Genomic DNA, 19,160 nt, shown 5'->3' on the forward strand with positions numbered 1-19,160 from the left:
CTAGAGGGTGGCCTATAGTTGTGGATAAGTGGGCCGCAGTGTTCACAATTTCAAGGCGGAAATGATTGAGGGGGATTGCGCATGCGCTGCCCGTTTTGCGGAAATATCGATACTCAGGTCAAAGATTCACGTCCAGCCGAGGACCATGTTTCTATTCGGCGGCGGCGGTTTTGCCCGGCCTGTGGCGGACGGTTCACCACCTACGAGCGCGTACAGTTGCGCGATTTGGTCGTGATCAAATCCAACGGCAAGCGCGAAGATTTCGATCGTGACAAGTTGGAACGCTCGATCCGAATTTCCATGCAGAAACGCCCGATTGATCCGGAACGCATTGATCAGATGATTTCAGGCATCGTGCGGCGGCTGGAAAGCATGGGCGAAACCGATATCGATTCAAAGCAGATCGGTGAGATCGTGATGGAGGCTTTGGCCCGGATCGACACGGTTGCCTATGTGCGGTTTGCTAGCGTTTACAAGAACTTTCAGGCAGCAGATGATTTCGAGGATTTTGTCCACGAACTGCGCCCCCCGGTGTCTCCAGGCGAAGAGTAAGCTCAAGTGGATGAACGATTTATGGCGCTTGCCCTGTCTTTAGGGCGGCGCGGTCAGGGATCTTGTTGGCCAAATCCGGCAGTCGGATGCGTTATTGTTCGGGAGGGTCGGATTATTGGGCGGGGCTGGACACAGCCCGGCGGACGTCCGCATGCCGAGCCGGTTGCTTTGGCTCAAGCGGGCGAAGCGGCGCGTGGGGCTACCGCTTATGTGACATTGGAACCCTGTTCCCATCACGGCAAAACGCCGCCTTGTGCGGATGCCTTGGTTGCGGCGGGGATCGCGCGGGTGGTCTGCGCCATCGAAGACAGTGACCCTCGGGTCGCTGGACAGGGTTTTCAAAAGCTAAAAATGCACGGAATTGAGGTCACGACGGGCGTTTTGAGCGGCCAAGCCGCGCGTGATCATGCCGGGTTTTTCTTAAAGACGGAACAGGGGCGCCCTTTGGTGACGCTCAAACTGGCGAACAGTTTTGATGGGCGTATTGCAACCGCGACTGGGGAAAGCCAGTGGATCACTGGCCCAGAAGCCCGGCGCGCAGTGCATGCGATGCGCGCGCGTCACGATGCGGTCATGGTCGGGGCCGGGACTGCCCGATCAGATGACCCATCGTTGACGGTGCGGGATATGGGCGTGTCACAACAGCCCGTGCGTGTGGTCGTGTCGCGCCATCTGGATCTGCCGTTCATGGGACAACTGGCTCGCACCGCTAATGACGTGCCCGTCTGGCTGTGTCACGGATCGGGTGTTGACGCTGAACGTGCGCGCGCATGGGGTGGATTGGGGGCAAAGCTGGTTCCCTGTACGATGCAGGGCATTCAGGTTGATACCGTGGATATGCTGCAGCAGTTGGGAACCGCTGGGTTAACGCGCGTCTTTTGTGAGGGGGGCGGCTCACTTGCGGCATCCCTGTTGGCCAATGATTTGGTGGATGAGCTGATCGGTTTTACCGCTGGTCTGGCAATTGGAGCCGAAGGGCTTGCGGGCATTGGGGCGCTTGGCTTGAACCGGTTAGCCGAGGCACCTCGGTTTGATCTGGTGGAAACCCGTCAGTTGGGCAAGGACGTCATGCATCGCTGGACCCGTGCCCTGCGGTAATGCCGACCTAAGAGACCATCACCGCCACAGGTGGGCGTAGGTGGCAAACAGACCTTGCAGTTTTGACAGCACTCGATTGGCGTATCCCGGATGCGGGATGGCGCCTGTACTCAGGCGTTCAATCGCAACTTCAACAGGGCAGGGTTGGCCGGTGATCGGATCCCAATAGCGTGGGTAATCGATCAGTGTGGCATGCACCAATCCAATCAGATCCGGGCGCGCGCCCCGTCGGGCGGGCACTTTGTCCAAATCGGTGGTCAGGCCCCAGCCGGCGTAAAATGGTGTGCCCAGAGTGGTGACTTTGACGCCGCGCAACAGCGCCTCGAACCCGAGGAGAGAGGTCATGGTCCAGACCTCATCCACCTCGGTCAAAAGGGTGCTGGGGTCACAGTTGGTCAGAACCATATCCGCAATCCCGTCGACCGTGACTGCACCGGTGCGCAATCCGGCTTCAACATCTGGGTGCGGTTTGTAGAGGATAACGGCATTCGGATTGTCCGCGCGCGCGCGTTGCAGCAGTTCAAGATTGGTTTTCACCGCTCCTGCACCGGTTTTGATCGAGGCGTCGTCTTCTACTTGTCCGGGAACAAGAATGCGATGGCCGTCGGGAAGGGTGGGGTGATCCCCGCCAAGGTTATACTTGCTCAATTTGTTCTGGAGCAGCGTGTGCACCAGACGGTCCGCGCGTAAGTGTTGATCTGGTCGCAATTCTTCGCGTTTGGCGATCCATGTCTCAAGCTGACTTGGGCGGGTTGGATCGTAATAAATGCCACGATCATCTGTCACCAAAGACAGCGGTGGCACCAGCTCTGCGCCAAGGCCACGCGAACGCAGGAATCCGTCTTCGAGGCGGTGGGCGGAAGTGGGCGCAGGACGGTTGGCCCAAACCATATGGGGACGTGGATCATTGGCATCGGGGGTATCGGTGAATTGCACGCGTTTATAATGCCCGAACATTTTTTGCAGCGGACGGCGTTTCCACAAACGCATGCCGCCTGCGGTCCACCCATTGCGATCCTGACGCCATGCCCGGGTCTGTGCCTCGAGCGTGTCCAATGTGGTTTCCAACGTGCCGAGTTGATCGCGATAGGGGTCGTACCAGACTGGATAGAGGATCATGGCAGCCGCGAACAGCTGCGCACGGGTCAACCGACGCTCACGTCGGGGAACCGGGTTTTCGTCTGTGGTCAGGCCCCATCCCGCATAAAATGGCTGCCCAAAGACGCGCGGTTTGTGGCCGGCCAGAATGGCCTCAAACCCGAGCTGGGAAGACACCGTATAGACGCCCACTGCCCCCTCAAGGAGAGACCACGGGCTGATCGGAGTGTCGAGCAGAGTGATGCGGTGGTTGGTGTCCTCGGCCGAATAATATCCAGACCGGTAGCCTGCGTTGGTTTCCGGATGGGATTTGATGATGACTTGCGCACCGGGGTGTTCCTCTTGTGCAAAAACCAGCATTTCGCGAAACAGGGCATCGTTGCCTTTGCTTGCCGTGACCGACGCATCCCCGCGCGTCTGATCTATGACCAGGACATAGCCGGGATCTGGTGCTGGAGTATTTGGATCAAAGCCGGAATACTTGCTCAAATGCAGATCCTGAACGCGGGCCATGCCTGCACGGGCGCGGTTCAACAGTGCAGTATCATCCAGCGGATGGGTGGTGAGCAGCTGTTCAAGGTCTGAGACGGTGGAGGGGTCGAAGTGAACCCCAGAGCGATCCAGATGCAGACCCAATGGGGGCTCTCCGGCACGACCGGGGTGGAGGGATCGCAGAAACGCATCCTCGACTCGCAACAGGGGGGTGTCTCGTTTGGTGGCGATGGCTTTGCCCCGATGGGCCGTCGGGCTGTTGCCCCAGATGCCGATCAAGTCCTTTGGCCCCGGAAAACCCAACCTAAGGTCATATCCCGCAAGATGAAGGATGCGACGCAGGCGGGACTGGGTCAAAAACCCCCCGTTATATACAAACAGCCGAGAGCGGGGGCTCTCGGCTGTTTTAGAGTGATCCGTGATCATGTCGATTAGAAGCTGTCAGAAATGGTCGCCACGTTGGCAATGGGTGTCAGGCCACCAGCGACAAGTGAGATTGCCTTGGTCCACTGAGCATAGGGCGCTTCGGTGACATAGATTGTATCTTCGTCGCGAATTACAAAATCACGGGCAACAAACAAGCCATTAGGTTCGGTCAGGTTCAATACATAAACCATCCGCTGTGCCCCTTCGAGATCGGTGCGTCCCAGAACTTGTCCAGCAATTTCAGCTGGCTCATTGCGAAAGATGAACACGCCAGTTGGATCAGAGGAGGTCGAAAGGAGGCCCCCAATCTGAGCGAGTGCTTCGAGAGCGGAGAGATCCTGCGTTTCGAAGGCAACACGTGCTTGCGAGTTTGTTGCGCCGAGGGCGGTGTAGGACCGGGTGTCCTCTTCGACCAGAATGCGATCACCACCGCGCAAAGAGATATCCAGCTTGGGGTTGTCATAAAGATCTTGGAACCAGACCTGTCCCTGTTGGCTGCCACGGATTACGGTGACCTGTGCAATTTCCGGGGTGATGGTGACACCACCGGCTTTGGCCAGCATCGACGACAGGGTGCGGGTTGGGCGTTCAATTGGATACACGCCTTGACCACCAACGGCACCGGTCAAGGACACAGTTGCACCATCGCCTGCGAGGCGACGCACCTGAACCTGTGGATCGGGTGTTTGATCTTCGAGCTTGGTCGTGATGGTTTCACGCAACTGGTTCGGTGTGTTTCCAGAGGCGCGAACACGTCCGGCGTAGGGCACAAAGATGAACCCGGCGCTGTCGACCTGCACTTCTTCCAGAATGGTGGAATTGGTGGCTTCGCCCGCCAGCAGGCCATCATCCACGTTTTCCCAAACGGTCAAACCCAACACATCGCCGGGGCGAATGGTGTCAGATGTCAGCTGGGACGCATTCTTGAAGCTGTCGGAAAAGCCAAGTGCGGGGACAACGGCGGTTGCACGGGTGACGCGGTCATTGACGGCGACGATAAAAGCATCTCCCTCTTTTTGAACGGACCCTGCAAAGATTTCACGTTTATTGGGGCCAGTACGGGGCAACGTACAAGAGGCCACGACTGCGATCGCAGTCAGCACGGCAATGGGCTTAGCCCACCGGACGGACATGGGTTTCACTGCTCGGTCTCCTCGACCTATTATTTTTCTGCCTCGGTATTTTTTTAACAAGCTATCGGAATCAGGAATAAAAATCCAGTCCCAGGTCTTGTGTTGGTCAGTTCACCAGACGCAACTGTTGCCTTGGGGCCGCTGTGCCGGATTTCAGTGCATCATAGGGATCTTCGGGGGATAGCATCATATCAACCACCTGACGCAACAGTTGCCGACGTCCCCGACGGGAATAAAATCCACCCGGAAGTTGGCTAGTTTCAAGCAGATAGCGGCGATACTCTTTGTAGGCGCGGTTGTCAGGACGGGTAGCCCCGGCAAAAAAATCGCGCAGAGATTGATTCGCGACAAACTCCGGTTTGGCATAAACGGCCTTGCCAAACACTTTCAGGGGGATACCGCGCCAGAGCACCTGTTGTCCGGCGGTGGAATTCACAGTGACGGCCGTTCTGGCATCATTCAAAAGCTGCGCTAGCTTACCGCCCCGGACATAATGCACCCGTCCGTGCAAGCCGTGTTGATCCGCAAGGCGTTTGACCTCAGTCCGGATCGGCACTCTGCCATCTTCCAATGGGTGGGCTTTGACTACCAAGTGGTGATGCTGTGGGGCGCCTGTGGCAAAGCCCTCGAATATCTCTGATAGGAACTCTGTCATGGTTGAGAACGGCGAATGCATTTGGAATGAACTGTCATGTTCCAGTTGCAGCAAGGCCAAATGATAGGGAAAACCCCCATTACGAATACGCAGGGTCGACACCCAGCGGTCAAGCGCTTGAGCTGGCATGAGCAAGAGCCGTTGCAGGTACAGCTGGAATTCCTTGGTTACAGGTAGATCCCGATGCGGGCGAAAATTGCGATAGTCGCCATTTCTGAACATGACAAACCAATGATAGAGCGCCCCATAGAAAACGTGCTGGCGCGTGTCCCCCCAATGAGATGGTGGCAGGGGTGTTTCCATAACGGATTGATCCAGCGCCTTTTTCATCTCGGGGATGGTCATATCCATCAGTCGTGAATTGCCATTTGATCCCCCCCGTTCATACGTTACCCAATAGGGGCGCAAATACCCCTCTTCAAAAACATGGATGGTCAGACCACGTCCACGCGCGCTTTCAATGGCTTTGGCATGAACAGGGCGCGTGTCGCCATATAGCACGATATCCGTGATTTGGTGCGTGTCGAGCAATTCAGAAAACGTATCTGGCCAATCTTCCGGCGTACCGCGATAGGGAATATAGCTGGATTGATGGAACCAGAACGCACGGTCACCGGCATTGAAGCCAACGCGCCAAACCTGACCGCCTGCTGCACGCAACATCTTGCCCAAAGCATTAAAAAAGGGCCCATGGGGACCTTGTAAGAACAGGAATTTCCGCTGTTTCTGGGCCGAAATAGGCATATCATTACTCTTTGCGCCGTGGGTCAATACATTAACCTTTAGCCTGTGGATCAGGCGAAACTATGACCGCACCGTGTCAGAAGGGCAAGCAACTGGGGCTTGCCCGTGCGCCCGTCGCCCGCTACGTCAGCCTGTAGGTATAGCTTTCAGAGGCAAATAGAATGTTTACAGGGATCATCACCGACGTTGGCACAATTGCGGAACTGGATCAGCAAGGCGATTTGCGGGCGCGCATTCAGACGGGGTATGACACCGCGTCCATCGACATTGGCGCATCCATTGCAAGTGATGGCGTGTGTCTGACGGTGGTGGCCCTTGGGGCGGATTGGTACGACGTTCAGATTAGCGCGGAAAGTGTTGGAAAAACCAATCTGGGCACATGGGTCGTAGGCAAGCGGGTCAATCTTGAACGCGCGTTGAAGGTTGGGGATGAACTAGGCGGCCATATCGTTTCAGGACATGTGGATGGCGTTGCCGAGATCATCAAGATGGTTGACGAGGGCGACAGTACCCGCGTGACCCTGCGCGCGCCAAAGGCGTTGGCCAAATTCATCGCTCCCAAAGGATCGGTCGCGTTGAACGGGACATCTTTGACCGTGAATGACGTGGATGGGGCAGATTTCGGGATCAATTTCATTCCCCATACCAAAGAGGTGACCACCTGGGGCGATATGGCCGAAGGCGATATGATCAACCTTGAGATCGACACGTTGGCCCGCTACGTCGCGCGGTTGAACGAGGTGGGCTAGATCCACCACGGTGCGGGGCGACACTCGATTGCGCCTCAAACAGATTGGAACAGTCTTGGATTGAGAGAGGGAGCGGCAACGCTCCTTTCTTTTTGTGCCTGTCTGGGCTGTGCTTGCTTGCCGGGGCGCTGGTGCGCAGTTATCAAGAACCAAATGGGGCGGGGTATTATGCGTATTCTTTTGACAAATGACGACGGCATCAACGCGCCGGGACTTGCGACGTTAGAGGCCATTGCTGCCGAGTTGGCCGGGCCTGATGGCGAAGTGTGGGTGGTTGCGCCTGCGTTTGAACAATCTGGTGTGGGCCATTGCATCAGCTATTCCCACCCAACCATGATCGCTAAGTTGAGCGAACGCCGTTATGCCGCCGAAGGGTCGCCGGCGGATTGCGTGTTGGCGGGCTTGCACGATGTGATGAAGGATAATCCGCCAGATCTGGTGTTGTCCGGTGTGAACAAGGGTAACAATTCGGCAGAAAACGCGCTCTACTCCGGCACGCTGGGTGGCGCAATGGAGGCGGCCCTGCAAGGTTTGCCCGCCATTGCTCTGTCGCAGTATTTTGGCCCGCGCAATTTTGAACGGCCTGACCTTTTTGAAGTGGCTTTGGCACATGGGGCCGACGTGATCCGCAAGATCTTGGACCAGGATCCGGGCGTAGGAGCGGATTACCGCCTGTTCTACAATGTCAATTTCCCACCGGTTCCAGTCGATGACGTGCTTGGCATTCGTGCCGTACCACAGGGCTACAGGCGCGAAACCAAGTTTACTGTTGAGCCGCATAAATCCCCCACCGGGCGTCGGTTCTTATGGATCAAAGGCGGCAATCAGCAAGTGATGACCGAACCGGGCAGCGATGCTGCGGTGAACCTTGAGGGCTACATTTCGGTAACGCCCATGCGTGCGGACTTGACCGCCCATGATCACCTAGAGGCACTCAAGACAATCGAATGAGCGGTCCAGATCCTGAAACCAAAATGCAGTTTGTCTTCCATCTGCGCTCCAAGGGGGTGACTGACGCCAAGGTTCTGGCCGCAATGGAAGAAATCGACCGGGGGCCGTTTGTGCGAGGCATCTTTGCCGCGCGCGCTTACGAGGATATGCCGCTACCGATTGCTTGTGGCCAAACAATCAGCCAGCCATCAGTTGTTGGGATCATGACGCAAGCGCTTGAGGTCAATCCGCGCGATAAGGTTTTAGAAGTTGGAACTGGCTCTGGGTATCAAGCCGCGATCTTGAGCAAACTGGCACGCCGGGTTTATACGGTTGAACGCCATGCGCGTTTGGTGCGCGAGGCGCAGATGGTTTTTCAGTCCATGCATCTGGCCAATATCACGGCGATGACGGTGGATGGATCGTTCGGTTTGCCAGAGCAGGCGCCGTTTGATCGTATTATTGTGACCGCCGCCGCCGAAGATCCGCCCGGGCCGCTCTTGGCGCAGCTGAAAATCGGCGGTATCATGGTTGTGCCGGTGGGCCAGTCGGATACGGTGCAGACGTTGATACGGGTGCGCCGACACGAAACTGGTTTTGAATATGACGAAATCCGGCCCGTTCGATTTGTTCCTTTGCTTGAAGGCTTGGGAAAGGACGGATAAAGGCCTATTTGTGCCGCATGAAATGCCAAGCCTCCGGTTAACAGGGGGCGCTTTGAGGATTGTGAGATGAGTGCTTTTTCCTGTGTTGTCCCTGCTCGGGTCTGGGTGGCTGGTGCCGCCTTGGCGCTGACTGCGGCCTGTGACGGTCCCTTGGACTATGATTTGCGCGGCAATGTTGGCGGCTTCAGTACCGCACAGGCAGCACAAAATGTCAGTACCGCGGATCGCCCGAAACCGGATGACCGTGGCGTGATTTCTTATCCCACCTATCAAGTTGCTGTAGCCCGGCGGGGGGACAGTGTTACGGATCTGGCCAATCGCGTTGGTTTACCCGCCGGAGAGGTGGCACGGTTCAATGGCTTGGAGCCCGATGTGAAGATGCGCGAAGGTGAGGTTCTGGCCTTGCCGCGCCGTGTTGCCGAGCCCACCACAAGTGGATCTGCGGTTGATATTGCTGCTTTGGCTGGAACAGCGATTGATGCAGCCCCGGATACGACGCCGATTGAAACAAAGCCACTGGCGCCTGCAACGCCTGCAAAAGCGGCCCCCAAACCGGCAGGACCAGAGCCAATCCGGCACAAGGTTGCGCGTGGGGAAACGGCCTATACTGTCTCGCGACTGTATCAGGTTCCTGTGAAAGCTTTGGCCGAATGGAATGGCTTGGGGTCTGATTTTGCGGTGCGCGAAGGTCAATATTTGCTGATCCCGGTCAAGGATCAATCGGCTCCGAAATCATCCAGTACGACACCAGCGGCTGCGGGTGTCACCGCTGCTGCAGGTGCGGCTGCTGTCACACAGCCGGGGTCAGGGTCACCGACGCCGTTGCCGCCGAGCTCTACTACGCCACTGCCAAAAGAAAAGACCACTGCCAAGCCCCCAGAAGCGCCTGATGTGAAAGTGGCTGAGCCCACCAAAACAAGCAAAGCTGCAATGGGCTTCCCGGTGTCGGGCAAGATTATTCGCCCCTATTCCAAGGGCAAAAACGACGGCATTGATATTGCAGCGGCTGCGGGTTCTCCTGTTGTGGCGGCGGCCTCTGGTACAGTTGCGGCGATCACTGCAGATGCGGATCAGGTGCCGATCATCGTTGTGCGCCACAAGAATAATCTGCTGACGGTCTATGCAAACGTTGACAAGATCGAGGTGAACAAAGGCGACCGCGTCAAGCGCGGGCAAAAGCTGGCGCAGTTGCGCGGTGGCGACAATGCCTACGTGCACTTTGAGGTGCGCAAAGGGTTCGACAGTGTCGACCCCAGTCCTTACCTGCAATAATAGCGACGCGGCCTGCCATCGGGTTGGCCGCTTACCCCGCGATAGGGAGGGGCAAGGTTTTCGTGTGGTTTGAGTTTCAGACGTTTGGAAACCCTTAAAGTGTTGGCGCTCAATTGTCTGTGTTCATCGTACAACCTGCACCGCCAAGGTTCAGGGGGGCGGTGTGGTTGCCCACAGCCGCCCCAGTCATAATGTGCACGGCGCGACCTTAAACCCCTCTTTTCACACTGATCGAAGGGCACTCGCCACAGCGTCAGCAAAGGGTCCTTGGATGTGCGACATCGTGCTCACCATGGTTTCCTGATCGGAAAGCTCTCCCCTTCTTTCCGACGGGCGGACTATGAAACAGAACAAATGGCCTGCCAAGCCCCGTATTTGAAAAGGATTGTTTCGTGTGTTCTGCGGGCAAATGGGACAAAACATTCACGCCAATTCCCCCTTGTTGATCGGTCGGCTGGACCTTTCGCTAAAGTGGGGGCTGGTGATCTGGGCATTGCTCAGGCAGAAACGGGCAAACGCATGGCTCTTGGCCCCGTAAGGGTGCGCAAGCATCAGCGTCAAACGAAGCACGAGAAAACGGAGATACATGCGATGAGTGGTGATTATAACATGTCCATGCGCAAGTTCCTCAAGCAGGTTGGGGTGACCAGCCAGCAGGCCATCGAAGAGGGGCTGCGCAAAGCTGATCTCTCTGAGGGGCAGAGTTTTGAGGCCAAGGTGGTTTTGACGATTGATGGGCTCGAGGTTGAGCATGTGGTGACGGGTCAAATCAAGGACGACAACTCATGAGCATTCGCGAAGCGGTTCTGGCGAACCTGAAAAAGATCGTAGATCCGGGCAGCGGGCAGGACATTGTCAGTTCGGGGCTGGTGCGCGCGCTGAACGTCGAGGGCGATCAGGTGCGGTTCGTGATTGAGATTGACCCGAAAAAGGTCGAACAGATGGAGCCGATCCGAGCTGCCGCTGAACAGGCTGCAAGCATGGTCGAAGGCGTTGAAAAAGTGTCGGCCATGCTGACGGCACATTCTGAAAAAGCTCCTCCGGAATTGAAACCCAAGCCGAAACCATCTGCGACCGCACCGGCGGCCGTTCCGGGTGTCGCGCGAATTATCGCAATCGCCTCGGGCAAGGGGGGCGTCGGTAAATCCACTGTGTCCGCAAACTTGGCGTGTGCTTTGGCGGCTCAAGGCCGCCGCGTTGGATTGTTGGATGCTGATGTCTATGGTCCTTCGCAGCCCCGTATGCTGGGGGTTTCAGGACGTCCCGCCAGCCCAGATGGCAAGATCATTCTTCCGCTGCGCAATCATGGCGTCACAATGATGTCCATGGGTTTGATGACCAACGAAGGACAAGCCGTCGTTTGGCGGGGACCGATGTTGATGGGCGCGTTGCAACAGATGATGAACCAGGTGCAGTGGGGCGAATTGGATGTCCTGATCGTTGACCTACCACCCGGCACAGGTGATGTTCAGCTGACCCTGACACAGAAATTCGCTTTGGATGGCGCCATCGTGGTGTCTACGCCGCAGGATGTTGCCCTGCTGGATGCCCGCAAAGGCATCGATATGTTCCGTCAAACCAAGACGCCGATCCTTGGGATGATTGAAAACATGTCGACACACATCTGTTCCAACTGTGGCCACGAAGAGCATGTGTTCGGGCATGGCGGCGTAGCGTCAGAGGCGGAAAAACTGGGTGTGCCGCTCTTGGGTGAAATTCCACTGCACCTGGATATCCGGGTGGCCGCGGATGAGGGGGCGCCGATTGTGGTGTCCAAACCTGAGAGCGCACAGGCGGAAGCGTTCCGTTCTATCGCCAAAGATTTGATAACTCAGGGCATCGCCTAAGATCCCAAGGATCTAAAGAAATGGAGAGGGCGCGGTTTACGCGCCCTTTTTCTTTTTATCAGGTGCGCGGGGCGAAATCGCCAAATTGGCCCCGTTTGAACATCAAACCCTGACCTTGCCGATGCAGAACGGTTTCAACTTCGCCCAGAATAATCGTGTGATCCCCAGCGTCGTGTTGGGCAATCAACCGGCAATCAAACCGGGCCAGCGATTTGGTCAAAATTGGTATTCCGTTGGCGTCCTCGGTCCACTCCGCATGTGAAAAATCGGCTCCGTCCCGCGCAAAAGCCTGTGCAGTGGCGAGTTGTCCTTCAGCCATGATGTGGATGGCGTAGTGTTGCGCGGCCATAAAGGCATCATAGCGCGTGGATGTTTTGGCCGGGCACCACAGCACCATGGGCGGATCCAGCGACACAGAGGCAAACGAATTGGCCGTGATTGCGACCGGGCCATCAGGCGATGATGCGGTCACAACGGTCACGCCGGTTCCATAACACCCTAACGCATCCCGCAGGGCGCGAGTGGTTTCGGGGCCGGGGGTAAAGATAGTTTCGCTCATGACGTACCTTTGGATCCTGTCCCGAAGTCCCGTGCCACGGCGCGCACCATTTGTCTACTGATTCAAGTCTTGTAACAGGCGACCGTGTTTACGGGTTTCGGCAATCACGTCTCCGAAGGTCTCAAAATTTCGCGCTTTTAGCATGGGCAACATCTTGGTCAGAACCTCAGCCGTGGCTTGCGCGTCGCCAAGGGCGGTGTGGCGTAATGCGGCGGGAATGGTGACATCCAGCCGATCACAAAGCGCGTCGAGCGTGTGCGTTTCACTTGCACCAAACAATACCGCCGAGAGCAAAACAGTATCAAGGATCGGGTGATCCCATGCAACGTCCATGCGTTTGGCGTGTCGACGCAAAAAGGCCATATCAAATGGTGCGTTGTGGGCTACAATCACGGCGTCGCGGGCAAAATGATGGAACGTCCTCCCTGCATCACGAATATCGGGCGCGCCTTGAACCATGGCGTCACTTACACCGTGAACTTTGGTGGACGGAGGCGGAATTGGCATGCCGGGGTCAACGAGCGTGTTGAGCACCTCGCCCTCGATGATACGCCCCCGCAGCATACGTACCGCGCCGATCTGGACGATTTCATCTTTGTGAGGGAGCAAGCCCGTTGTCTCGGTGTCGAACACGACAAAACAAAGATCCTCAATCGGACGGGCATCATACGGTGTTGCAGCGCGCTGCTCTAACAGGTCGAAGTCAAACACCAGCGGACGCTGCGCCTCTGGCGCGACATCGAGCGTGACTGAATCCAAGATCAACATGTAGCCAGACGCGTTTCCGAGTGGCTTCATTCTTGCATCTATGTGTTGGATGCCATCATGACCCAACAAGGGGCAGGTGACCTCCATCCCAGTTTTCACCAACTTGGCATAGGCTGCTTCGACAGTGGCCTTGTCTAGGTAATCAAACAATGAGGCATTCAACCGGGGCGTGGCGATTTGGGCCAGGAACTCGGCTGCTTGTCCGTCATAGAGCACGATTTGGTGCGATGGGCTGACCAAAATCATAGCCAGTGGGATATCGGTGAGTAGAGCGCTCAACCGCTCTTTGTCCGCAGCAAGCCGGGCAGTTTCGTTGGCAACGGTCTGGGCCGTTTCCAGCGTGGTGTCGCTGAGCTGCCCCGCCAATCCCGCCGCCGCCGGGGCCAGATCCCCCAGATATCGTGCGGCTTCAAGATCCATATCGTTTTGAATGCCCGCATGGGCACGGGCACGCATTTCTGCGGCGAGCCGTTCAATGGGTTTTGCCACGTTTTCATCAAACAGAAGCCAAACGCCGACAACCAAAGCCAACAGTCCAAAAATGGTTAACGTGCCGCTAAAGACAAACGCATCCAAAAGTGCGGGCGAGCCCGCGCGCTGATATCCAACATAAAGTGCTAGCCCGGCGACAGCTGTGCCACCAAAAGCCATCAAAACAAAGAACAAAAAGACACGTACACGTAGGCTTAGGTTGGTCAGCATTACACCGTCTCACACAACGCCGTTAGCACAGGATCATCATGCGCAACCTGCACCCAGCTGGCATCAATCACCGCCCCATCCGCATCGAAGTTCGCACCATCAATCAGGTTAGCGCGACGCGCACCGGCGCAATCGGCTAGCACGGGCAGTTTGTTGACAGGCGCCCAACGACCAAAGAGGTAAAGATCCCCCAATCGCTGGTCTGCCAGTTTTGGGTTGCGTTGAATGGATGATGTATCAATCGCCGCAAAGCGATCCACAAAGGGCACGGCATACGTCCAGGGGCGGATCATGCTTTTATTTTCAACTTCCTGCACGACCTTCAGGCCGTCCGGCATGCCATCCAGCGTACGCCCATACCAGCTGTATTCGCTTGAAATGGTCACACCAATCATGGCCGCCCCGGCGGCGACGGGGGCAAACCAGCGCGGCAACCGCCCGCCCGTGGCCCGGTTGATCACCATCACAACGCCAGCCATGGCCATCCCGGCAAATACAGTCGCAATTAATTCCAGAAACATCGCGTTGCTCTCCTGCTTCTGATGTTTTTCGTTTCATTCTTATTCGGCGGGCCTGCTGCTGTTAGCTGAGCATGCCTTTGCCGTGGCCCACGGCCGATTGCATCGTCTTTACCACAACAAAGGCATCTCGCAGATGACTTCGCTCAAAGTCGGACAGATCGGCGGGGGGCAGATAGTTGTCGGGGGCTTTCCCCGCCTTGACCAGCGCAACCTGATGTTCCAACCGGGTTTCCGCGATCAGATCATAGGCATCCAAAAAGTCACGTGCGCCCGATGGGCTGAGTACCCCTGCGGCTTCGGCGGCTTTCAGTCGGGCGCGGGTGTTGGCCTCGGGCAGTTTTCCTTGCAAGGAATAGACCCGGCCCAGATCCACCACGGGTACGACGCCGTTATGTTTCAGATCCAGCTGGTTTTTGTGCTCGCCCGAGCGAATGGTGGCAAACCCGCGCAACAGTCCCAGTGGAGGTGTGTGTTTCAAAGAGTTCGAAATCATATGCGCAACAAAGATCGAGTTCTTTGCAGCAGCCCCGAGCGTGTCGGTTTGCAGATCTTCGAAAAGATCAAAATTGCCCCCGATAGGGCGCAGATCAAACATGACGCTGGCCAGCATTTGCGCCTCGGGGCTGGGCTTGGCGATCCAACCAGCGAAATAGTCACGCCAGACCCGGGCGGGCTGACACCAGCGGGGATTGGTCGCCATCATGTCGCCGGGGCAGTAAAAATAACCACAGACATCGAGGCCGTCGCTGACAAATTTCGCCAACTCGGCGAAATAGGGCATGTCTGCCTCGGTCACCGTATCATCCAGCATCAAACAGTTGTCTTGGTCGCTGACACCGGTCTGTTCTTGGCGTCCTTGCGATCCGCACGCCAACCAGAGATAGGGCACGGGGGCCGCGCCAAGCTTTGCTTCGGCCAAGGTCAGCAACCGGCGGGTCACTGTATCGGCGATGTCGGTGATCAGACGCGTGACCACCTCATGCCGGTTTCCACCAGCGACCAGCTGCACCAGCAGGCGTGGGATTTCGGCGGTGACTTTAGCCATCTCTTCGGCGCTGCCCGCGCGTGCAATTGCGCTGACCAGCTCTGCGGAACTGACGGCTTGAAATCGGGTTAGATCGGTCTGAGTGACGATGCCGACCAGCCGGTTTCCTTCGGTGATCGGGATGTGACCGATGTGGTGTTCCATCATCGCATGCAGCACATCCGAGCCTATTGCGCTTGGGGACAGGGTTAGAGGCGCAGAGGTCATGATCTGTGCCACGGGGGTCGACGGGGGCAGGGCCTCGGCAACCACTTTGCCTGACAGATCACGGGTGGTTAGAATGCCATGCAAAGCGTCGCCTTGCGTGATGCAAAGCGATGAGATCTTGCGCGCGCGCATGAGTATTGCAGCATCTTGGGCTGAGGTTTCGGGCGGGCAGGTCGCCGGATTGCGTGCCATCAGGGTATCGACCGGGCTGGTGGCCAGGGACTCCTGCTGAGGGCGCGGTCCACGGCCACGGTTAAAGAACTTGGCGACAACGTCGTGGGTGTCCAGCAGTTCAGAAAACAGCGCAGAGGGCACAACAAGCAGGATGGAATGCGCATCTGCACGGGCGCTGGTGACGGCTTTGCCATCGCGCAGCAGGCCACGTTCCCCAAAGGAGTTGCGTAAGCCAAGATGGGACACAACGACATCATTTTCGTCGGTGATTTCCACCTGTCCTTCGTAGATCAAAAACAGACCGGGCAGGGCATCGCCCAGATCATAGATCGAGAAGTCCTGTTCCACTTCCCACGCGTCCAATTGGGGCGCGATGGTTTCCAGAACATCCAATGGAAGCGCATCATAAGGGTGCACGGATTTCAGGAAACGGGTGACTTGCGCTGGGGTCAAAGGCATCGGTTGCGACCTTGATAAAAATGAAAAAGGTCCCGCCCGGAACGATACCGGGCGGGACCAAGGGCTCAGGAAGGGCCGGTCTTAGATGGGAGGGAGAAAGACCGACCCTGCACCTCAGTGATCCTGAGCTGCGCCTGCGCCCCGGGGGATACGCACGCTTTCGACCAGGTCTTTGATTTCCTGCGGGGTTTCTTTGGTCATGCCGGCTACGATGTAGGCGACAGCAAAGTTAACCGCAGCACCAATCGCGCCGAACGATGTCGATTTGATGGTCCCCAACAGTGGGTCTGCATCGGTGAACGAGTTGGTACCTGGTACAAAGAACCAGCCTTTGTGCAGGAAGATGTAGAGGAGTGTTACACCCAGACCAGCCAACATACCTGCCACGGCACCGGTGTTGTTAATCTTCTTGGAGAAGATACCCATCATCAGAGCCGGGAAGATCGACGCCGCTGCCAGACCAAACGCAAGTGCCACTGTCTGAGCCGCAAAGCCGGGAGGGTTCAGGCCCAAGTATGTCGCCAGTGCAATCGCCACACCCATGGCAATACGCGCCGACAACAGTTCGCTCTTTTCCGAAATCTGCGGATTGATCGAACCTTTGATCAAGTCATGCGATACCGCAGACGAGATCGCCAGCAACAGACCCGCCGCAGTGGACAGAGCCGCCGCAAGACCACCCGCAGCCACCAGACCAATTACCCAGCTGGGCAGGTTGGCGATTTCAGGGTTGGCCAGAACCAGAATGTCACGGTTGAACTTGGTCAATTCGTTGCCGCTCCAGCCTTTTTCAGCTGCTTTGGCCTGCATGTCCGCGTTCTTGTCGTTGTAGTACTGGATCTTGCCGTCGCCGTTCTTGTCTTCCCAATTCAGCAGACCGGTTTTCTGCCATGTGGCCATCCAGTCATACCGAGGCTCGTTTTCGATCATTTCAACCGAAACCGCGTCGCCATCTGTGCCATTGGGCCACATCATGTCGGTGATGTTCAGACGCGCCATGGCACCAACCGCAGGAGCGGTGAGATACAGCAGAGCGATGAACACCAGTGCCCAACCCGCAGACCAGCGTGCATCAGCAACGCGTGGAACGGTGAAAAAGCGCATGATGACGTGAGGCAGACCAGCAGTACCGATCATCAGAGACAGGGTGAACAGAACCATGTTCAATGTGTCTGCGTGATGGGTCGTGTACTCGTTAAAGCCAAGTTCCGCTACAATGGCGTCCAGTTTCTGCAGCAGTGGCTCACCGGATGCGACGTGATCACCAAACAGACCCAGTGCAGGGATCGGGTTGCCGGTCAGCTGCAGCGAGATAAAGATCGCCGGGATGGTGTAGGCCATGATCAGAACAACGTACTGAGCAACCTGTGTGTATGTTACACCCTTCATGCCGCCAAACACCGCGTAAGCAAAAACAACACAAGCACCGATCAACAGACCGGTTGTGTTGGACACTTCGAGGAAGCGACCAAAGGCAACGCCAACGCCGGTCATCTGACCGATTACGTAGGTGGTCGAGGCAACGATCAGACAGATCACAGCGACGATGCGCGCGGTGGGCGAGTAGAACCGGTCACCGATGAACTCGGATACGGTGAACTTGCCGAATTTACGCAGGTAAGGTGCCAGCAGCAGAGCCAGCAGAACGTAGCCACCGGTCCAGCCCATCAGGAAGGATGAGTTGTCGTACCCGGTAAAGGCAATCAGACCCGCCATCGAGATGAACGAGGCCGCCGACATCCAGTCAGCCGCAGTGGCCATACCGTTGGTAACGGGGTGAACGCCGCGACCCGCAGCGTAGAATTCCGACGTAGAACCCGCGCGGGCCCAGATCGCGATGCCGATGTAGAGCGCGAAAGACGCGCCAACAAACAGCAGGTTGATGGTGAACTGGTCCATCTTATTCCTCCTCAACGCCGAATTCGGCGTCCAGCTTGTTCATGCGCCAAGCGTAGTTAAAGATCAGCGCCAGAAAGACGAGGATCGAACCCTGCTGAGCAAACCAGAAGCCCAGATCGGTACCACCGACGGCAATGCCCGACAGCAGCGGGCGCAGCAAAATGCCGAACCCAAATGACACAACAGCCCAGATCACCAGGCTGATGAGAATAATCCGCACATTTGCCGCCCAATAGGCTTTGTCGGCCTCGGCCACCTGTGCAGGTGTTGTTGTTTGATCCGCCATACTGCGGGCCCTCCTTTGCTTCCTCCTGATTTGGCCGCTTGCGGAGCGGACAAACCTTCTCTGTCTGCCTACGTTCGGTATCGCGAAACGCAGACATAGCTCCTCCGGTCCGCCAAGGCGGTCCTTCGGGTATTGCTGTATTGGAACCGAGGCCCCAAAGCCGGGGGGGCGTTGAGGCCTCGGGCCTTAATTACGCCATTGCTGACGTAACGATGTCGTTCAGACCTTGAGCGATCTCGTCGATCTGACCCATGGCGTTGATGGTGTTAAGGGCACCCTTGCCATCGTAATAGGCGATTAGAGGCGCGGTTTGTGCGTGATACGCCTCGAGCCGGCTGGCAACGGTTTCGGCGTTGTCATCAGCGCGACGCTTCATGTCGGTGCTACCGCATTTGTCACAGGTGCCTGCTGTTGCGGGCTGCTTAAAGCTGTCATGATAGCCTTCGCCACAGCCGCCACAGGTGTAGCGGCCTGAAATACGGGTAACCATTTCGGCGTCCTGCACCTCAAGACTGATGGCGGCGTTGATCTTTTGACCGGTCGAGGTCAGAAGATCGTCCAGCGCCTGCGCCTGTACGGTTGTACGGGGGAAGCCATCAAGAATGACGCCCTTGGCGCAATCAGCTTCGCCCAAACGATCCCGCAGAATGGCGATGACGATCTCATCAGACACAAGATCCCCGGCTTCCATCACCGCCTTGGCAGCTTTGCCTGCATCGGTGCCAGCCGCAACAGCGGCCCGCAGCAAATCACCAGTAGACAGTTGTACAAGGTCAAATTTCTCTTCGAGCATACGGGCTTGCGTGCCCTTCCCGGCGCCCGGAGGGCCGAGAAGGATCAAAACAGCGGGTGTGGTCAATACGGCAGCATCCATCCCAA

At 57.0% G+C, this 19,160-nt stretch carries 18 protein-coding genes; 8 read left to right on the forward strand and 10 right to left on the reverse strand.

Annotated elements, in window-relative coordinates:
- The first annotated feature begins 81 nt into the window (after nucleotides 1-81).
- Complete coding sequence (gene nrdR, locus ABWV33_RS03265; protein WP_113825830.1) at nucleotides 82-552, forward strand: transcriptional regulator NrdR; 471 nt, start codon at nucleotides 82-84, stop codon at nucleotides 550-552.
- A 6-nt stretch (nucleotides 553-558) separates the two neighbouring features.
- On the forward strand, nucleotides 559-1,650 hold the full coding sequence (gene ribD / locus ABWV33_RS03270) for a bifunctional diaminohydroxyphosphoribosylaminopyrimidine deaminase/5-amino-6-(5-phosphoribosylamino)uracil reductase RibD (RefSeq protein ID WP_353329092.1): 1,092 nt from the start codon (nucleotides 559-561) through the stop codon (nucleotides 1,648-1,650).
- Between the two features lie 18 nt (nucleotides 1,651-1,668).
- Here the strand turns inward: ribD and ABWV33_RS03275 are convergent, their stop codons facing one another.
- From ABWV33_RS03275 to ABWV33_RS03285, 3 genes are all read right to left on the reverse strand, one after another.
- Nucleotides 1,669-3,666: a capsule polysaccharide biogenesis protein gene (locus tag ABWV33_RS03275; RefSeq protein WP_353329093.1), complete on the reverse strand. Its 1,998-nt coding sequence runs from the start codon at nucleotides 3,664-3,666 to the stop codon at nucleotides 1,669-1,671.
- 5 nt (nucleotides 3,667-3,671) lie between these two features.
- Nucleotides 3,672-4,799, reverse strand: coding sequence for a polysaccharide biosynthesis/export family protein (locus ABWV33_RS03280; RefSeq protein ID WP_113825833.1), 1,128 nt, complete (start codon nucleotides 4,797-4,799; stop codon nucleotides 3,672-3,674).
- 106 nt (nucleotides 4,800-4,905) lie between these two features.
- The gene (locus ABWV33_RS03285; protein WP_353329094.1) at nucleotides 4,906-6,198 is read right to left on the reverse strand and encodes a capsule polysaccharide biogenesis protein; all 1,293 of its coding nucleotides are present in this window, start codon (nucleotides 6,196-6,198) and stop codon (nucleotides 4,906-4,908) included.
- A 161-nt stretch (nucleotides 6,199-6,359) separates the two neighbouring features.
- Here ABWV33_RS03285 and ABWV33_RS03290 point away from each other — a divergent pair, with 161 nt between their 5' ends.
- The 6 genes from ABWV33_RS03290 (at nucleotide 6,360) to ABWV33_RS03315 (ending at nucleotide 11,661) form a co-directional block, all read left to right on the forward strand.
- Nucleotides 6,360-6,947 (forward strand): riboflavin synthase, encoded by a 588-nt coding sequence (locus ABWV33_RS03290; protein ID WP_164621415.1) that lies wholly within the window; start codon nucleotides 6,360-6,362, stop codon nucleotides 6,945-6,947.
- A gap of 168 nt (nucleotides 6,948-7,115) precedes the next feature.
- Nucleotides 7,116-7,898, forward strand: coding sequence for a 5'/3'-nucleotidase SurE (surE, locus tag ABWV33_RS03295; protein ID WP_353329095.1), 783 nt, complete (start codon nucleotides 7,116-7,118; stop codon nucleotides 7,896-7,898).
- A complete protein-coding gene (locus ABWV33_RS03300; protein ID WP_113825837.1) occupies nucleotides 7,895-8,542 on the forward strand; it encodes a protein-L-isoaspartate(D-aspartate) O-methyltransferase in 648 nt (215 codons plus the stop codon). The genes surE and ABWV33_RS03300 overlap by 4 nt, the downstream gene beginning before the upstream one ends.
- A 66-nt stretch (nucleotides 8,543-8,608) precedes the next feature.
- Nucleotides 8,609-9,814: a peptidoglycan DD-metalloendopeptidase family protein gene (locus ABWV33_RS03305; RefSeq protein WP_353329096.1), complete on the forward strand. Its 1,206-nt coding sequence runs from the start codon at nucleotides 8,609-8,611 to the stop codon at nucleotides 9,812-9,814.
- A 591-nt stretch (nucleotides 9,815-10,405) separates the two neighbouring features.
- Nucleotides 10,406-10,603, forward strand: a complete 198-nt coding sequence (locus ABWV33_RS03310) for a DUF6494 family protein (RefSeq protein WP_113825872.1) — start codon at nucleotides 10,406-10,408, stop codon at nucleotides 10,601-10,603.
- A complete protein-coding gene (locus tag ABWV33_RS03315) occupies nucleotides 10,600-11,661 on the forward strand; it encodes an Mrp/NBP35 family ATP-binding protein (RefSeq protein ID WP_353329097.1) in 1,062 nt (353 codons plus the stop codon). Before ABWV33_RS03310 ends, ABWV33_RS03315 begins: the two co-directional genes overlap by 4 nt.
- A gap of 58 nt (nucleotides 11,662-11,719) precedes the next feature.
- On the opposite strand, the gene ABWV33_RS03320 is transcribed toward ABWV33_RS03315, so the two are convergent.
- From ABWV33_RS03320 to ABWV33_RS03350, 7 genes are all read right to left on the reverse strand, one after another.
- Nucleotides 11,720-12,220 (reverse strand): flavin reductase family protein, encoded by a 501-nt coding sequence (locus ABWV33_RS03320; RefSeq protein ID WP_121996805.1) that lies wholly within the window; start codon nucleotides 12,218-12,220, stop codon nucleotides 11,720-11,722.
- Between the two features lie 54 nt (nucleotides 12,221-12,274).
- A complete protein-coding gene (locus ABWV33_RS03325; protein WP_353329098.1) occupies nucleotides 12,275-13,690 on the reverse strand; it encodes a 3'-5' exonuclease in 1,416 nt (471 codons plus the stop codon).
- Nucleotides 13,690-14,211 (reverse strand): hypothetical protein, encoded by a 522-nt coding sequence (locus ABWV33_RS03330; RefSeq protein WP_353329099.1) that lies wholly within the window; start codon nucleotides 14,209-14,211, stop codon nucleotides 13,690-13,692. Before ABWV33_RS03330 ends, ABWV33_RS03325 begins: the two co-directional genes overlap by 1 nt.
- Before the next feature lie 61 nt (nucleotides 14,212-14,272).
- Nucleotides 14,273-16,096, reverse strand: a complete 1,824-nt coding sequence (locus ABWV33_RS03335; RefSeq protein WP_353329100.1) for a DUF294 nucleotidyltransferase-like domain-containing protein — start codon at nucleotides 16,094-16,096, stop codon at nucleotides 14,273-14,275.
- Between the two features lie 114 nt (nucleotides 16,097-16,210).
- The gene (locus ABWV33_RS03340) at nucleotides 16,211-17,995 is read right to left on the reverse strand and encodes a sodium:solute symporter family protein (RefSeq protein WP_353329101.1); all 1,785 of its coding nucleotides are present in this window, start codon (nucleotides 17,993-17,995) and stop codon (nucleotides 16,211-16,213) included.
- Nucleotide 17,996: 1 nt separating this feature from the next.
- Nucleotides 17,997-18,281: a DUF4212 domain-containing protein gene (locus tag ABWV33_RS03345; protein ID WP_121996810.1), complete on the reverse strand. Its 285-nt coding sequence runs from the start codon at nucleotides 18,279-18,281 to the stop codon at nucleotides 17,997-17,999.
- Nucleotides 18,282-18,471: 190 nt separating this feature from the next.
- On the reverse strand, nucleotides 18,472-19,155 hold the full coding sequence (locus tag ABWV33_RS03350; RefSeq protein ID WP_353329102.1) for an adenylate kinase: 684 nt from the start codon (nucleotides 19,153-19,155) through the stop codon (nucleotides 18,472-18,474).
- Nucleotides 19,156-19,160: the final 5 nt, after the last annotated feature.

This window comes from Phaeobacter sp. NW0010-22 (genome assembly GCF_040365955.1).
Taxonomy (GTDB): Bacteria; Pseudomonadota; Alphaproteobacteria; order Rhodobacterales; family Rhodobacteraceae; genus OMPR01.

Bases quoted from the DNA above. Each gene is read 5' to 3' on its own strand.
- surE (WP_353329095.1), top strand. From the start codon at position 7,116: ATGCGTATTCTTTTGACAAATGACGACGGCATCAACGCGCCGGGACTT.
- ABWV33_RS03305 (WP_353329096.1), top strand. From the start codon at position 8,609: ATGAGTGCTTTTTCCTGTGTTGTCCCTGCTCGGGTCTGGGTGGCTGGT.
- ABWV33_RS03335 (WP_353329100.1), bottom strand. From the start codon at position 16,096: ATGCCTTTGACCCCAGCGCAAGTCACCCGTTTCCTGAAATCCGTGCAC.
- ABWV33_RS03330 (WP_353329099.1), bottom strand. From the start codon at position 14,211: ATGTTTCTGGAATTAATTGCGACTGTATTTGCCGGGATGGCCATGGCT.
- ABWV33_RS03285 (WP_353329094.1), bottom strand. From the start codon at position 6,198: ATGCCTATTTCGGCCCAGAAACAGCGGAAATTCCTGTTCTTACAAGGT.
- ABWV33_RS03345 (WP_121996810.1), bottom strand. From the start codon at position 18,281: ATGGCGGATCAAACAACAACACCTGCACAGGTGGCCGAGGCCGACAAA.
- ABWV33_RS03320 (WP_121996805.1), bottom strand. From the start codon at position 12,220: ATGAGCGAAACTATCTTTACCCCCGGCCCCGAAACCACTCGCGCCCTG.
- ABWV33_RS03325 (WP_353329098.1), bottom strand. From the start codon at position 13,690: ATGCTGACCAACCTAAGCCTACGTGTACGTGTCTTTTTGTTCTTTGTT.
- ABWV33_RS03310 (WP_113825872.1), top strand. From the start codon at position 10,406: ATGAGTGGTGATTATAACATGTCCATGCGCAAGTTCCTCAAGCAGGTT.
- ABWV33_RS03315 (WP_353329097.1), top strand. From the start codon at position 10,600: ATGAGCATTCGCGAAGCGGTTCTGGCGAACCTGAAAAAGATCGTAGAT.
- nrdR (WP_113825830.1), top strand. From the start codon at position 82: ATGCGCTGCCCGTTTTGCGGAAATATCGATACTCAGGTCAAAGATTCA.
- ABWV33_RS03290 (WP_164621415.1), top strand. From the start codon at position 6,360: ATGTTTACAGGGATCATCACCGACGTTGGCACAATTGCGGAACTGGAT.
- ABWV33_RS03275 (WP_353329093.1), bottom strand. From the start codon at position 3,666: ATGATCACGGATCACTCTAAAACAGCCGAGAGCCCCCGCTCTCGGCTG.
- ABWV33_RS03340 (WP_353329101.1), bottom strand. From the start codon at position 17,995: ATGGACCAGTTCACCATCAACCTGCTGTTTGTTGGCGCGTCTTTCGCG.
- ABWV33_RS03350 (WP_353329102.1), bottom strand. From the start codon at position 19,155: ATGGATGCTGCCGTATTGACCACACCCGCTGTTTTGATCCTTCTCGGC.
- ABWV33_RS03300 (WP_113825837.1), top strand. From the start codon at position 7,895: ATGAGCGGTCCAGATCCTGAAACCAAAATGCAGTTTGTCTTCCATCTG.
- ABWV33_RS03280 (WP_113825833.1), bottom strand. From the start codon at position 4,799: ATGTCCGTCCGGTGGGCTAAGCCCATTGCCGTGCTGACTGCGATCGCA.